Origin of the sequence: Lutimaribacter degradans (assembly GCF_023703375.1) — a bacterium.
GTDB lineage: Bacteria > Pseudomonadota > Alphaproteobacteria > Rhodobacterales > Rhodobacteraceae > Lutimaribacter > Lutimaribacter degradans.
The window spans coordinates 105,418-118,568 of record NZ_JAMQGO010000006.1 but is presented as its reverse complement, the minus strand read 5'-3'; the positions used below and the strand labels follow the sequence as shown (position 1 = coordinate 118,568).

At 62.5% G+C, this 13,151-nt stretch carries 17 protein-coding genes; 7 read left to right on the top strand and 10 right to left on the bottom strand.

What is annotated here, in order from left to right; all coding sequences use genetic code 11:
- Positions 1-17: 17 nt before the first annotated feature.
- From acpS to folK, 8 genes are all read right to left on the bottom strand, one after another.
- The gene (gene acpS, locus M8744_RS10765) at positions 18-419 is read right to left on the bottom strand and encodes a holo-ACP synthase (protein ID WP_251415221.1); all 402 of its coding nucleotides are present in this window, start codon (positions 417-419) and stop codon (positions 18-20) included.
- Between the two features lie 4 nt (positions 420-423).
- Entirely contained in the window at positions 424-1,890 is a 1,467-nt protein-coding gene (locus M8744_RS10760) for an alpha/beta hydrolase (protein WP_251415216.1), read from the bottom strand.
- A gap of 17 nt (positions 1,891-1,907) precedes the next feature.
- Positions 1,908-2,387, bottom strand: a complete 480-nt coding sequence (locus tag M8744_RS10755; protein ID WP_251415213.1) for a nucleoside deaminase — start codon at positions 2,385-2,387, stop codon at positions 1,908-1,910.
- A gap of 40 nt (positions 2,388-2,427) precedes the next feature.
- A complete protein-coding gene (locus tag M8744_RS10750; RefSeq protein WP_251415210.1) occupies positions 2,428-3,177 on the bottom strand; it encodes a pyridoxine 5'-phosphate synthase in 750 nt (249 codons plus the stop codon).
- 39 nt (positions 3,178-3,216) lie between these two features.
- The gene (locus M8744_RS10745; RefSeq protein WP_251415207.1) at positions 3,217-3,885 is read right to left on the bottom strand and encodes a DUF2062 domain-containing protein; all 669 of its coding nucleotides are present in this window, start codon (positions 3,883-3,885) and stop codon (positions 3,217-3,219) included.
- 15 nt (positions 3,886-3,900) lie between these two features.
- Positions 3,901-6,033 carry a RelA/SpoT family protein gene (locus M8744_RS10740; protein WP_251415205.1) on the bottom strand — a complete coding sequence of 711 codons (2,133 nt, stop codon included), beginning with the start codon at positions 6,031-6,033 and terminating at the stop codon, positions 3,901-3,903.
- Between the two features lie 41 nt (positions 6,034-6,074).
- Positions 6,075-6,434: a DNA-directed RNA polymerase subunit omega gene (gene rpoZ / locus M8744_RS10735; RefSeq protein WP_251415203.1), complete on the bottom strand. Its 360-nt coding sequence runs from the start codon at positions 6,432-6,434 to the stop codon at positions 6,075-6,077.
- Positions 6,435-6,509: 75 nt separating this feature from the next.
- Complete coding sequence (folK, locus tag M8744_RS10730; RefSeq protein ID WP_251415190.1) at positions 6,510-7,076, bottom strand: 2-amino-4-hydroxy-6-hydroxymethyldihydropteridine diphosphokinase; 567 nt, start codon at positions 7,074-7,076, stop codon at positions 6,510-6,512.
- Between the two features lie 134 nt (positions 7,077-7,210).
- On the opposite strand from folK, the gene M8744_RS10725 reads away from it, so the two are divergent.
- Positions 7,211-7,780, top strand: a complete 570-nt coding sequence (locus tag M8744_RS10725; protein ID WP_251415187.1) for a LabA-like NYN domain-containing protein — start codon at positions 7,211-7,213, stop codon at positions 7,778-7,780.
- Positions 7,781-7,785: 5 nt separating this feature from the next.
- On the opposite strand, the gene M8744_RS10720 is transcribed toward M8744_RS10725, so the two are convergent.
- Both M8744_RS10720 and M8744_RS10715 read right to left on the bottom strand, forming a co-directional pair.
- Positions 7,786-8,244, bottom strand: coding sequence for a c-type cytochrome (locus M8744_RS10720; protein WP_251415184.1), 459 nt, complete (start codon positions 8,242-8,244; stop codon positions 7,786-7,788).
- A gap of 127 nt (positions 8,245-8,371) precedes the next feature.
- Positions 8,372-9,169, bottom strand: a complete 798-nt coding sequence (locus tag M8744_RS10715) for a cobalamin B12-binding domain-containing protein (protein ID WP_251415181.1) — start codon at positions 9,167-9,169, stop codon at positions 8,372-8,374.
- Between the two features lie 116 nt (positions 9,170-9,285).
- Here M8744_RS10715 and ispH point away from each other — a divergent pair, with 116 nt between their 5' ends.
- The 6 genes from ispH (at position 9,286) to M8744_RS10685 (ending at position 13,050) form a co-directional block, all read left to right on the top strand.
- A complete protein-coding gene (ispH, locus tag M8744_RS10710) occupies positions 9,286-10,236 on the top strand; it encodes a 4-hydroxy-3-methylbut-2-enyl diphosphate reductase (RefSeq protein WP_251415164.1) in 951 nt (316 codons plus the stop codon).
- Between the two features lie 6 nt (positions 10,237-10,242).
- Positions 10,243-10,722: a pyridoxamine 5'-phosphate oxidase family protein gene (locus M8744_RS10705; RefSeq protein WP_251415162.1), complete on the top strand. Its 480-nt coding sequence runs from the start codon at positions 10,243-10,245 to the stop codon at positions 10,720-10,722.
- A gap of 148 nt (positions 10,723-10,870) precedes the next feature.
- On the top strand, positions 10,871-11,320 hold the full coding sequence (locus tag M8744_RS10700) for a DUF3429 domain-containing protein (RefSeq protein WP_251415147.1): 450 nt from the start codon (positions 10,871-10,873) through the stop codon (positions 11,318-11,320).
- Entirely contained in the window at positions 11,317-11,922 is a 606-nt protein-coding gene (locus tag M8744_RS10695) for a class I SAM-dependent DNA methyltransferase (protein WP_251415144.1), read from the top strand. Before M8744_RS10700 ends, M8744_RS10695 begins: the two co-directional genes overlap by 4 nt.
- 40 nt (positions 11,923-11,962) lie before the next feature.
- Positions 11,963-12,427, top strand: a complete 465-nt coding sequence (gene rnhA, locus M8744_RS10690) for a ribonuclease HI (RefSeq protein WP_251415141.1) — start codon at positions 11,963-11,965, stop codon at positions 12,425-12,427.
- Complete coding sequence (locus M8744_RS10685; RefSeq protein ID WP_251415125.1) at positions 12,424-13,050, top strand: trimeric intracellular cation channel family protein; 627 nt, start codon at positions 12,424-12,426, stop codon at positions 13,048-13,050. The genes rnhA and M8744_RS10685 overlap by 4 nt, the downstream gene beginning before the upstream one ends.
- The last annotated feature ends 101 nt before the right edge of the window (positions 13,051-13,151 follow it).

The following is a 13,151-nucleotide window of genomic DNA, read 5'->3' as shown; positions in this document are numbered from 1 at the left end:
GGGCGAGGGTGCCGGTGTCAAGGCAGGGGCCGCGCCTCGATCACGACAAAGGCCTGCGCCCAAGGGTGATCGTCGGTCAGGGTGACGTGAATGATCGCCTCGTGGCCCGGTGGTGTCATCGCATCCAGCCGGTCGCGCGCCCAGCCCGTCACCTCCATAACCGGCTGGCCGGTATGCAGGTTGGATACGGCCATGTCCTTCCACGCGATGCCCATACGCAAACCGGTGCCCAACGCCTTGGAACAGGCCTCTTTCGCGGCCCATCGCTTGGCATAGGTGCCAGGCGTGTCGGCGCGGCGTTCCGCCTTGGCCTGTTCGACAGGCGTGAAGACACGATTGCGGAACCTGTCGCCAAAGCGGTCGAGCGTCCCGGCGATCCGGTCGATATTCGCAAGGTCGGTGCCGATGCCCAAGATCATCGCGCTACCCCTGGAACAGCGGAAAGCTGACCGCCAGCGCCCAGCCAAGGATCACGCCCAAGGCCAGCCCCGGCGCAGCGGCACCTGCGCGCAGGGCCACGGCCCGGCCCATGCTGCCGAACACAAGGAAAAACAGCAATATCACCGGCACGATCATCACGACGAAGAACAACCCCTCGAAATCCATCGCGACCGCCAGGGCCAGCGATGCGAAAAACCCCAGTCTCGCCAGCACTCTTTGCCAAAACGGCGCGTGGTGGACAAGCAGCGCGTCAGACAGGCCGAAAGGCAACGCCCCCGCCACGAGCGCAACCAGGACCCAGCCACGCCCCGGACCAGGCCAGAAATTCGCACCGTACCGATCCAGTGCGAAGCCGAAAACGGCTAGACCCCAGATCAACAGCAAGGCAATCGCCCCCGGTGAAAGCGGCCCCAACGGCCGCCCCAGCCAGCGCAGAACTGCGAGTTGCATCGCACCGTAGATAAACAGGTGCAGCGCCAGGTAATCGGCGACCAGAACCGGCAACCACCCCATGTTGAGCGGCACCGCGATCAGCGGCGCGGCAATCGCGGGCACGACAATGGCCAGCGCAAAGCGTCGCGCCGCCAGGGCTGGCAGTGCCGTATCGCGCGCAGGCAATGCCCGTGCCAGCGGCCATGTCAGGGCAACCAACGCGGCCAGCAGGCCCAGCAATGCCCAGCCGGTGCGCGGATAGGTTATGTCGCTGGCACGGCCATTTGCCCGATCAAGCCAGGAAGTGCTTTCCGCCATTGCCGCACGGCTGTGCAGGATGGCGACGTGATCAGCAGCAGGTGCCAGCGCCGCGCGGCGGGTGACACCGCCAGCGGTGACCGTCTGGCCCAAGCCGGCGTCTGGCTGCACCATCCGCAGGGCGCGCAGCGCGAAATCGCGCAGTCCCGGCTCCCAGGCGCCCGCAACCAGTAGCATCTGGTCAGGCACGGCGTCATCAATGGCCTCGGAAAACGCCGAGATCAGCACCAGCGGCTCATCCCCAGGTGTTTCAAGCGCAACGCGCACAAGGATATCGCTGGCCATCGAATGGCCCAGCAGCGCCACGGGCCCATCCATTGCCACCGCATCGACCACCGCGCGGGTCTGATCCACCAGCAGCCGTGTGGTGCCGTCAATCGCGGTCACATCGCCCGACATCGGCACCGGGTTTCGCCCGTGCCCTTCGAAATCGAAGGCATAGGCAGCATAGCCCGCCCGTGCCAGCGCAAGGGAATACGCCTGCATGATCTGGCGCGACCCTGCAAAGCCATGCGCCACCACCACGGCCGGACCATCCGCATCGGGCTTTGCATATCGGGTTACCGGCGTCTTGCCGACGCTGATCTGGGTGATCGCAATGTCATGGCGCGCCCGTTCCAGTGTCCAGAGGCAGGCCAGCGCCAACACCAAGGCCGCGATGGCAATCAGAACTGGCCTTGCTGCACGGGCGACGGTCATGGGCGCCTCCTTGATGTTCAGGTGCTGCCGGGGCCATGACGGCCCGAATAAAGCGGCAGGGCGCGGTGCTCTTCCTGGCCACCGTGATAGCTGAACGCATCCCCCGATGCGGCACACAGATCGGCGATGCCAAGGCGCGGAAACTGGAAATAGGCGGGGCCGATATTGGCTTGCGTGGCGGCAAAGACAACGCGCCCGATTCCTGCCCAGCGCATCGCGGCCAGGCACATCTCGCACGGTTGGCACGAGGCGATCAGCGTGCAACCCTCAAGATCAGGCGTTTCCAGCAACGCACCTGCGCGCGCCATGGCCTCAATCTCGGCATGGCGGGTCGGGTCACAGGTTTCGGCCACGCGGTTTTGCGCGCGGCACAGCTCGGACCCGTCTTTCAGAATGGCCGCGGTGAATATGGGCATGGGCCTGGTTTGCGCCAGCTTCAGCGCCCAATCGACGATCTCACGCAGCACGGCTGCTTCAAGCGCGTTGGGCGCGGTCATTGGGTTGCCTCTTGAAAAGCAAGGTGATGCGCAGCGCCGATCACGCCCGCGCCTCGTCCATCAGGCGGCGCATTTCGGCAATCGCAGGGCCCAGCCCGCGGAAGATCGACTCGCCGATCAGGAAATGGCCGATATTCAACTCCATCACCTGCGGCAGCGCCGCGACCGGCTTTACCGTGTCATAGGTCAAGCCGTGGCCTGCGTGCACCTCCAGCCCCAACTCATGCGCATAAGCGGCCATGTCGCTCATGCGCGCCAGTTCGGCGTCGCGCTGGTCGAACGCACCCTCGGCGTGGAAATCGCAATAAGCCCCTGTGTGCAGCTCGATCACCTGCGCGCCAATACGAGCAGCGGCCTCGATCTGGGGTCGATCGGCGGCGATGAAGATCGATACGCGGCATCCCGCATCGCGCAAAGGCGCGATGAAATGGGCCAGGCGGTTTTCCTCGCGCGCGACTTCGAGCCCGCCTTCGGTGGTTCTTTCCTCGCGCTTTTCGGGCACGATGCAGACAGCATGCGGTTTGTGCCGCAACGCGATTTCCTGCATTTCCCCGGTTGCCGCCATCTCGAAATTCAGCGGCACGCTCAGCGCCTCCATCAGCGCGTCGATATCGGCATCGGCGATATGTCGACGGTCTTCGCGCAGATGCGCGGTGATTCCGTCAGCGCCTGCCTCTTCGGCCAGTTTCGCGGCGCGCACCGGGTCGGGATAGACCCCGCCACGCGCGTTCCGCACGGTCGCCACGTGGTCGATATTGACGCCCAGGCGCAGTTTTCCCAACGGTTCCATCGCGTTTCCCTTTTCTCTTAATAGCGCCAGAATCGCCGCTCAATCGCCCTTTTTACTGTCATCGCCGGCCAGGTGTGTTTTCTTGCGCAGCGCCGCCAGCTTGGCCTTGATCGCGCCCCGCCGGCGATTCTGATAGGCGCGGATCAGCGGAACAGACACATAGTAGCAGATGAGCCCGACGACGACGCCGGGTATGATGCCCCCGATCATGTAAGGAAAGAATACCTCGTCATAGAATACCGACAAGCGCGACCAGTCGGCCACATCATCGGTGAAAAGCGCGGCCAGGTTGGCTTTGAGATCAGCCGCCGCATCTACGAACATGCGCCCCAACGAGGTGTGCATTTCATCTGTTGCCGCCGTGTCGGGCCGCAAACCCAACAGGAAATACCCTGTCTTTAGCGACACAACGCCGATGGGCACATAGGTCAGTGGATTGCCGAAAAACGTTGCCAGGAGCGCCGCGATGATATTGCCCCGCATGATCCAGGCAAGCAGCCCCGCCACCAAGAAATGCAAACCGTAAAACGGCGTGAACGTGGTAAATACCCCGGCGAAGATTCCGCGCGCGATGCGGTGGGGCGGGTCGGGCAAACGGTGCAGGCGATGCTTGACATAGCGCGCCGCGCGCGCCCAACCGCCGCGGGGCCAGAAGAATTCAAGCACGATCTTCCAGATCGGCCGTCTGTCCCTGCGTTTGAAAACCACTTTTTGGCCTCTTCGTCAGTTCCTTTGCGCGTTCAGACGCGCCGGATCGCGTAAACGACTGACCGCAGCCACGTCGCTTTCTGCCTCTAGCGCCGTAACAAGAGAATGAAGATGCTCGGCGTCGCGCAAATCCACATCTATGCTCAGGCGAAAAAAGTCAGGCTTTCGGTCCACGAACACAAGGTTCGAGATATTGGCCTTCTGCTCGCCGATCAATGTACAAATCCGCCCCAGCACGCCCGCATCGTTGCCAATCGTCACATCGAGCGTTGCGGCATAGATAGCCGGGTGGGGGCCGGAATGCCAGTGCAGATCCAGCCACCTTTCGGGCTGATCCTCGTAGGCGGCAAGTGCCTCGCAATCAATGGCGTGCACCACGACACCACGACCGCGAAAGGTGATTCCGACGATGCGTTCACCCGGCAAAGGCTGACAACAAGGTGCCCTTTCAAAGCTCTGCTCGGGTGACAGGCCGATGACGGCACGGGCACGGTCGATCGCATCAGCCTTGACGGGGGCCAAATCGGGATAGATCGCCTGCACGACCTCTCGGCCGGTCAGCTCGGCACTGCCCAGACGTGCCAACAACTCGTCGCGGTCGGGCAGGCGCAGACGCTTGGCTGCGGTATCCAGCGCCTTGTCAGTGGCTTTCTTGCCCACGTGGTCAAACGCGGCACGCGCCAGTTCGCGCCCCAGCTTTGAAAATCGCTGGCGGTCGACGACGCGCAAGGCACGGCGAATAGCCGTCTTGGCCTTGCCGGTGGTGGCAATGTCCAGCCAGGTGGCTTGCGGCGTCTGCCCTTCGGCGGTGATGATCTCGACAGACTGGCCGTTCTTGAGCCGTGTCCATAACGGCACGCGCATCGTGTCGACCTTGGCGCCGACACAGGCGTTACCGATCCGGGTATGGATGGCATAGGCAAAATCAATCGGCGTGGCGCCCTTTGGCAACTTCACCACCTCGCCCTTGGGCGTGAAGCAGAACACCTTGTCAGTGTACATCTCTAGCTTGACCGCTTCGAGGAAATCCTCGTGATCCTCTTCCGAGGTGAACTGCTCGGTCAGGCCACTGATCCACTTGGCCGGATCTACTGCAAAGGGGTTTTCGCTGCGCACCCCATCACGATAAGACCAATGCGCGGCGACACCGGTTTCAGCCACATCATGCATGGCCTGCGTGCGTATCTGCACCTCGACCCGCTTGCCGTCGCGCCCGGACACGGTCGTATGGATAGAGCGGTAGCCGTTCGATTTCGGCTGGCTGATGTAATCCTTGAACCGCCCCGGCACAGCGCGCCAGCGTTGATGGATGGCCCCAAGGGCACGGTAGCAGTCCATCTCGCCCGACGTGATGACCCGGAACCCGTAAATGTCGGACAGGCGTGAAAACCCCATGCCCTTTTCCTGCATCTTGCGCCAGATCGAATAGGGTTTCTTGGCACGTCCCAGCACCTGCGCCTCGATACCGGCCTTGTCCAGCTCGGTGCGCATGTCGCCGGTGATGCGCGGGATCACATCGCCGGTTTCCTTTTGCAGCATGATGAAGCGACGCATGATAGAGGCACGACCCTCGGGGTTGAGCACCTTGAAGGCCAGGTCTTCCAGTTCTTCGCGCATCCACTGCATCCCCATGCGCCCCGCAAGAGGCGCATAGATATCCATAGTCTCGCGCGCTTTCTTGACCTGCTTTTCTGGCTTCATGGCCTTGATCGTGCGCATGTTGTGCAGCCGGTCGGCCAGCTTGACCAGAATGACCCGCAAATCCTTGGACATCGCCATGAAAAGCTTGCGGAAATTCTCGGCCTGCTGGGTTTCGGTACTGGAAAGTTGCAGGTTGGTCAGCTTGGTCACGCCATCGACCAGTTCGGCAATCTCGCCGCCGAACAATTTTTCCACCTCGGCAAAGCTTGCCTTGGTGTCTTCGATCGTGTCGTGCAACAGCGCGGTAACGATGGTCGCATCGTCCAACCGCTGCTCGGTCAGGATAGCCGCAACGGCAACGGGATGCATGAAATACGGCTCGCCCGAACGACGAAACTGCCCCTCGTGCATGTTGCGGCCATAATCATAGGCCGAACGAATGAGAGCTTCGTTGGTTTTCGGGTTGTAGTTGCGGACAAGCGCGATCAGGTCGTCGGCCGCGATCATTCTGTCCGCATCCTTGGTGCCGGGTTCGGGCCGGGGTGAGCTCAGCCCTGCCCCTGTGCTTCCATCAATGCGCGAAGCAGCTTTTCTTCTGACATATCGTCCTCGGCCGGCTTGTCAGCAGGTTCGCCCCGTCCCATCAGCAGGGCCATCGAATCCTCTTCGGGTTCGTCCACCTCGATCTGGGTCTGATTCGACTCGATCAGCCGTTCGCGCAGTTCATCTGCCGATTGTGTCTCATCGGCAATTTCCCGAAGCGCAACGACAGGGTTCTTGTCATTATCACGATCCACGGTAACAGGCGCACCCGATGAAATCTCGCGGGCGCGGTGCGCCGCCAGCATTACCAGCTCGAACCGGTTAGGAACCTTGTCTACGCAGTCTTCTACGGTTACGCGGGCCATTAAGGGCACTCCAATCGTCAGGGTTGGATCAGAAAGCAGCCGTGTAACGCATTGACTGCAAAATGGCAAGGCCCCTTAGCCGTTGGGAACAACCTCGTCGCGGACATCCCGGGGCAAGGCGGCACACATTTGCGCGACGCTTTGGCCCAGCACCGGATGCCTCCAGTCAGGCGCAATTTCGGCAAGCGGAACAAGTACAAAGGCCCTGTCTTGCAGTCGCGGATGCGGCAACACCAGTGTATCGGGCGCTTTTTCGCGCTGTGCGTCGGGGGGCAAATCACGCCAGGCCGCGTGGGTGGCAAGGTCGGGCATCACGAGATCGCCCGCCGCGAGCAGGTCAAGATCAAGCGTGCGCTGGCCCCAACGCGTATCTCGCGACCGGCCGAATTCAGCCTCGGCCCGATGCAAAAGCGCCATGAACGGCATGGGCGCAAGATCGCTTTGCAGATGGGCAGCAGCATTCACGTAATCGGGGCCGGCGCCTGCAGGAAAGCAGGGCGTGTGGTAGAACGTGCTGACCGCCAATACGGCCACACCTTCGGCGGACAGGCGACCCAGCGCCTTGTCCAGAACAACGCTTGGCGAATGGCCCCGCCACGGCATGTTCGCGCCGAGGGCGATCAAGTAGTTTTGATCCGTCATGTAAGCCGACCTATCCTTTATAGAGTGTGCGCGGTCTTGCGGGGCCTTTTGGATGGCTCTACCATTCCGCGCTCTTCTGACGCCACGCTATTTCACTCACGGACAAACGTCAGATCCATTCGGAAGGAACTTAGATGTTTTACAAGGACGAACGGCTTGCGCTGTTCATCGACGGGTCAAACCTCTATGCAGCGGCCAAGGCGCTGGGGTTCGACATCGATTACAAGCTGTTGCGGCAGGAATTCATGCGTCGCGGCAAGCTACTACGCGCTTTCTACTACACAGCGTTGCTGGAAAACGACGAATACTCTCCCATTCGGCCCCTGGTGGACTGGCTGCATTACAACGGCTTCACCATGGTCACGAAACCGGCCAAGGAATACACGGACAGCCAGGGACGCCGCAAGGTCAAAGGCAACATGGATATCGAACTGACCGTCGACGCCATGGAGCTGGCGCCGCGCATCGACCATATCGTTCTGTTCTCGGGCGATGGCGATTTCCGCCCCTTGGTGGAAAGCCTTCAACGGCAGGGCGTGCGGGTATCGGTCGTTTCGACGATCCGGAGCCACCCCCCGATGATTGCCGATGAACTGCGCCGGCAGGCCGACAATTTCATCGAACTTGACGAGTTGAAAGAAGTGATCGGTCGCCCCCCGCGCGAAGCCTCGGCTATCCGCGAAAACGATTACGAGGCAAGCTGAGCCGGTCAATCGTCGGCAGTGGCGTTCAACTGGTTGTGCCGGTCGATGACCGACGTGGGCCAGGTGCTCTTGATGTAGGCCAGGATCGATATGATTTCGGCATCCGTCAGGACATCTGCAAAGCCGATCATGCGGCTCTTGTAGCCATTGCCGACGATAGCCTCGATCCCGCGGCGGGTGATGTCGATCAACTGGCTGTCTGGGTGGTGCCACGTGTGCCCCGACGCATCATGCGGCGGGGCGGGTAAATACCCGTCTGCATCGCGGCTGCGCCAGTTTTCTTCACCCTCGAGCTCGGCACCATGGCAGACGGCACAGTGGTCGGCATATAGCTCTTGGCCCTGTGCGACGACTCCGGCATCGCGATAAGGCAAAATCCCACCTCCCCCGTCTTCCGCCGCAAGGGGTGGCGGGGCAAGGGCAAGACCGATGATCAGGACTAGGCCAAACTGGTGCACGTTCATGCCCCCATGAAAGGCCATTCCGCCTGCACAGCCAAGCAACACTTGCGTGAACCGCGTAAAGGCAACGTCAGATCGCCTCGATCTCGTGCGACGCCCCACAGGCGCGGGTGAGCCAAACCCCGGTATTTCAAGACGACGGTCCTGCCAGATTTTCGAACGTCGTGATCGCCTCTTCGATCGTGGCAACGGTACTGTCGGGGCCGATCCTGTCGAGCAGGTCGGGATCTTCCAGAACGATGCGGCCACTCACGATCACATGGATATTCGGATGGGCAAGGCGCACGTCGCCCAACAACCGCGCCAGTGCATCGCCTGATGCGCGCCCGCTGGATGACAAGCCAAGGATCAGACAGGAACTGCGCGCTATTTCTGCCATCACCTCATCATGGCTGCCACCGATCAGCAACTTTATATCCCAACCACGCTGCCGCAGCAGCTCGGCCGCCATTTCGATACCGATACCGTGGTGCTCGCCAGGAACCGTCGCGAACAGAACGACCGAATCTCGGGTGACGCGCGGTGGGGGCAGACGGTCGCGCAGCAGCCGAACAAGGTCATATATCCGGCCGACACCCAACGCGACCTGAAGGAATGTCAGCTCGTCACGCTCCCACATCAGGCCAAGACGTTCAGCAGCCGGCGCAAGATAGCGCATGTAAAGCGCGTCCAGGCTTTCTTCCCCGGCCTGGATGTCCAGCACCAGCCGGACCACGCTTTCTTGCGACTCGGCGATCAGCGCATGGCACAACGCGTCGATCCGTTCCGCCACCTCTTCCGACATCGCGGCGGTATCGTGCCGGCGTGTGGCCAAACGCAACAAAACTTCTCGCGACAACTCGTCAAGCGCCGACCTTGACAGTCTTTCTTCCAGCGCGCGAACACGTTGGAGCGATCTTTGCAAAGAACCGTCGTCAAACCGTTTCATGGCCGCCTTGTATGCGATTGAATACGAGTCAATAGTTTCGCCACAACTCAAATCAAGGCTGGACTGGACGAATGGCACCCGTTCCCCTACCTCTAGGCCAAAGGCCGGAGACCGAAATGACCAAGTCCTCCTTGACCGTCTACCTTGCTGCCCCGCGTGGTTTCTGCGCAGGGGTAGACCGCGCGATAAAGATCGTCGAAATGGCGCTCCAGAAATGGGGGGCACCTGTTTATGTCCGCCACGAGATCGTTCACAACAAGTACGTGGTCGACAACCTGCGCGCGCAAGGCGCCGTCTTCGTCGAAGAACTGGAAGACTGCCCCGATGACCGCCCGGTGATATTTTCAGCGCACGGGGTGCCGAAATCGGTGCCCGCCGCCGCCGAGGCCCGGCAGATGGTTTTCGTCGATGCCACCTGCCCGCTTGTCAGCAAGGTCCACATCGAGGCCGAACGCCACGCGGAGGCGGGCCTGCAGATCATCATGATCGGCCATGCAGGGCACCCCGAAACGGTGGGCACAATGGGCCAGCTACCGTCCGGTGACGTTCTGCTGGTGGAAACCGTCGAAGACGTGGCCAGGCTGGATGTGCGCGACCCGGGCAAGCTGGCTTTCGTGACGCAAACCACCCTCTCGATCGACGACACCGCAGACGTGGTCGCCGCCTTGCAGGCGCGCTTTCCCGCCATCGTAGGCCCGCACAAGGAAGACATCTGCTACGCCACCACGAACCGCCAACAGGCGGTCAAGGAAATCGCGCCGAAATGCGATGCGCTGCTGGTCGTGGGGGCGCCGAATTCATCCAACTCCAAGCGCCTGGTCGAGGTGGGTGCACGCGCAGGCTGTGGCTACGCCCAATTGGTGCAACGCGCCAAGGACATCGACTGGCGCGCGCTGGAAGGGATATCCAATATCGGTATAACCGCCGGCGCCAGCGCGCCCGAGGTACTGGTGAACGAAGTGATCGACGCCTTTCGCGACCGCTTCGATGTAACGGTCGAGGTGGTGGAAACCGCGCAGGAACGGGTAAATTTCAAGGTGCCCCGCGTTTTGCGCGAACCGGCCTGACGGGCCATGCCCACGCCCTTCGATCCACGCGAAGTGCTTGAAAAGCCGCTCATGGCCAACCTTGCGACGCTGGCCGAAGATGGCAGCCCCCGAAATTCACCGGTCTGGTATCACTGGGAGGATGATGCGCTCTGGATGCTTGGCGATGCGGGGGCGTCCTCGGTGCGGCGCATCGTGCGTGACCCGCGCGTTGCCGTCGAGATTGTCGATTACGACAATTCGCTTGGTATCTTGCGCCATCTGGGCCTGCGCGGGCGGGCACAAGTCGTCTCGATGGACCCGGCGCTGTTTCGGCGTCTGCTCACGCGCTACCTTGGGCCTGAAACCACCTGGAACCCCTGGTTCATCGAAACCGTGGCCCGTCCCGACGATTTGAACGGGCGACTGATCCGGCTTGCCCCGCAAAGTACGTTCACGAACGATGCCAGCTTTTTCCGAACCGGGCCGAAACTGGCCCGCCCTACCCGAAATGGCCACTCCGCGTGATCGAGAGGTGCAAACTGACAGCTGGCAAAGCCAGGCCACGGTTCAGGTTCCTCCGTGGCGCAATGGCGCGCAACGCGTGAGCGTTATTTACCGCACCCCCCATCGGGCCGGCTTGCGTCGGGCCGTGTCCGGGGGCCATAAAGGCACCATGACACAGATACCCCGCGCCGCCCTGTTGCTTGGCCTTGCCGGCCTGATCCCTTTTGCCTGGGGTGCCGTTACCACCATCTTGCCCGACGTGGGCATGTGGAGCGCACGTGCCATCGGCCCACGGTTCACCGGCCCTTATGTCGGGCTGTTCTATGGCGCGATCATCCTGTCCTTCATGTCGGGCGTGCTTTGGGGGTTTGCCACCCGTGCCACCGGGCAGGTGGCAGCGACGGGCTACGCGCTGTCGGTCATTCCCGCCCTTTGGGCGTTCTTCATGACGGGCGGCGGCCCCACCAGTGCCGGGATAAGCCTGATCGCCGGTTTCATCGCGCTTCTCGGTCTCGACTGGTTATTCTGGAAACAAGAGCTCGCCCCGCCCTGGTGGATGTCCCTGCGCATCATGCTGACGGTCGTCGTGGTCGCCTGCCTGGCCATTCCCCTGATATGAGCCGCGACGACGAAACCCTGCGGGTCTACGACGCCCGCGCCGCAGAATATGCCCGGGTGACGCATACCGACACGCCGGGCCCCCTGCTGGCCGCTTTCATCACGGCACTGCCCCCAGGCGCCCGCGTGCTTGACCTGGGCTGCGGACCCGGCGTCGATGCCGGCCACATGGCCGCAGCAGGCCTCGTGGTCGAGGCGCTGGATGCCTCGGCCGCGATGGTCGCGCAGGCCCGGAAGCGCCATGGCGTTGCCGCGCGCCAGGCCGATTTCGATGATTTCGTGGCCGAAGGTCATGACGGCGCCTACCATGGCATCTGGGCCAATTTCAGCCTTCTTCATGCCCCCGAAGCGTCCCTGCCCGCCTACCTTGCGGCGATACATGACGCGCTGCGCCCCGGCGGCCAGTTTCATATCGCGGTCAAATCCGGTACCGGCAGCCGCCGCGATGAACTGGGCCGCATCTACACCTATTACACACCCGACGGGCTGGCCACGCTGCTGTCCAACACTGGGCTGAAACCCCTGGCTCATGCCGCCGGGCGCGAACCGGGGCTTGACGGCAAACCGGCCGACTGGATCGCCATCCGCGCTACCCGGGCCTGAGCGGCTTGCACCCGGCCCCGCCACTCAGCTAGATGCGCCCATGACCAAGCTTTACGCCTATACCGACGGAGCGTGCTCCGGCAATCCCGGCCCGGGGGGCTGGGGCGTTCTCATGCGTGCGATGGACGGCGAAACCGTCGTGAAAGAGCGCGAGCTTTGCGGTGGCGAGGCGGAAACCACCAACAACCGGATGGAGCTTCTTGCCGCGATCACCGCGCTGGAAACCCTGGCCAAACCGTCACGCCTCACCATCGTCACCGACAGCGCCTATGTAAAAAACGGCGTCACCGGCTGGATCCACGGATGGAAGCGCAACGGCTGGAAAACCTCCGCGAAAAAACCCGTCAAGAATGTGGAACTGTGGCAAAGGCTCGACGCGGCACAGGCCCGCCACGACGTGACGTGGGAGTGGGTCAAGGGCCATGCGGGCCACCCCGAGAACGAACGCGCCGATGAACTGGCCCGGCGCGGAATGGCCCCCTTCAAACGCGGCAAAAGCGCATGAACACGGCTCTTCTCGCGCTCGACTACACCTCGGTGCTGATCTTCGCCCTGACCGGCGCACTGGTGGCCAGCCGCACGCAGCTCGACATCGTGGGCTTCGCCTTTCTGGCCTGTCTAACCGCCGTGGGCGGCGGCACGCTGCGTGACGTGCTGCTCGATCGCAACCCGGTTTTCTGGATCGCGTCTCCCGGCTTCATTGGCGTCGCCGTGGCCGCCGCCATCACGATGTTTTTCACCGCGCACCTGTTCGAGAATCGCTACCGCGCCCTTCTATGGCTCGATGCCTGTGCGCTATCCGTGGCCGTCAGTGCCGGCGCCGGCGTCGCCCTTTCGTTGAACCAGCCGGCGCCCATCGTCATCATCATGGGTATGATAACCGGCTGCATGGGCGGGCTGATGCGCGACGTGGTGGTGGGCCAGGTGCCGCTTGTCCTAAAACAGGGCGAACTTTACGTCAGCGCCGCCTTTGCCGGGGCAACGGCCGCCGTGCTGGCAACCAATGCCGACACCCCGCCCTGGCTGCCACTCACCATCTGCGCAACCGTCACGCTGATCCTGCGCGCGGGTTCGCTGCGCTTTGGCTGGCGCCTGCCCGTTTATCGCAGCCGTCCGCCACGCAATTGATCTTCCTCTTGCCGCAAGTACCCCGGGGAGTTTGAGGGGCAGCGCCCCTCATCCCGCATCGCGCCAGCGATGCGACCAAAGCGCGGGCATCAGCCCGCTCC

What these genes read in the sequence shown, in the direction of transcription:
- acpS (WP_251415221.1), bottom strand. Translation starts at nt 419, where the DNA reads ATGATCTTGGGCATCGGCACCGACCTTGCGAATATCGACCGGATCGCC.
- M8744_RS10760 (WP_251415216.1), bottom strand. Translation starts at nt 1,890, where the DNA reads ATGACCGTCGCCCGTGCAGCAAGGCCAGTTCTGATTGCCATCGCGGCC.
- M8744_RS10755 (WP_251415213.1), bottom strand. Translation starts at nt 2,387, where the DNA reads ATGACCGCGCCCAACGCGCTTGAAGCAGCCGTGCTGCGTGAGATCGTC.
- M8744_RS10750 (WP_251415210.1), bottom strand. Translation starts at nt 3,177, where the DNA reads ATGGAACCGTTGGGAAAACTGCGCCTGGGCGTCAATATCGACCACGTG.
- M8744_RS10740 (WP_251415205.1), bottom strand. Translation starts at nt 6,033, where the DNA reads ATGATCGCGGCCGACGACCTGATCGCGCTTGTCCGCAACTACAACCCG.
- rpoZ (WP_251415203.1), bottom strand. Translation starts at nt 6,434, where the DNA reads ATGGCCCGCGTAACCGTAGAAGACTGCGTAGACAAGGTTCCTAACCGG.
- folK (WP_251415190.1), bottom strand. Translation starts at nt 7,076, where the DNA reads ATGACGGATCAAAACTACTTGATCGCCCTCGGCGCGAACATGCCGTGG.
- M8744_RS10725 (WP_251415187.1), top strand. Translation starts at nt 7,211, where the DNA reads ATGTTTTACAAGGACGAACGGCTTGCGCTGTTCATCGACGGGTCAAAC.
- M8744_RS10720 (WP_251415184.1), bottom strand. Translation starts at nt 8,244, where the DNA reads ATGAACGTGCACCAGTTTGGCCTAGTCCTGATCATCGGTCTTGCCCTT.
- M8744_RS10715 (WP_251415181.1), bottom strand. Translation starts at nt 9,169, where the DNA reads ATGAAACGGTTTGACGACGGTTCTTTGCAAAGATCGCTCCAACGTGTT.
- ispH (WP_251415164.1), top strand. Translation starts at nt 9,286, where the DNA reads ATGACCAAGTCCTCCTTGACCGTCTACCTTGCTGCCCCGCGTGGTTTC.
- M8744_RS10705 (WP_251415162.1), top strand. Translation starts at nt 10,243, where the DNA reads ATGCCCACGCCCTTCGATCCACGCGAAGTGCTTGAAAAGCCGCTCATG.
- M8744_RS10700 (WP_251415147.1), top strand. Translation starts at nt 10,871, where the DNA reads ATGACACAGATACCCCGCGCCGCCCTGTTGCTTGGCCTTGCCGGCCTG.
- M8744_RS10695 (WP_251415144.1), top strand. Translation starts at nt 11,317, where the DNA reads ATGAGCCGCGACGACGAAACCCTGCGGGTCTACGACGCCCGCGCCGCA.
- rnhA (WP_251415141.1), top strand. Translation starts at nt 11,963, where the DNA reads ATGACCAAGCTTTACGCCTATACCGACGGAGCGTGCTCCGGCAATCCC.
- M8744_RS10685 (WP_251415125.1), top strand. Translation starts at nt 12,424, where the DNA reads ATGAACACGGCTCTTCTCGCGCTCGACTACACCTCGGTGCTGATCTTC.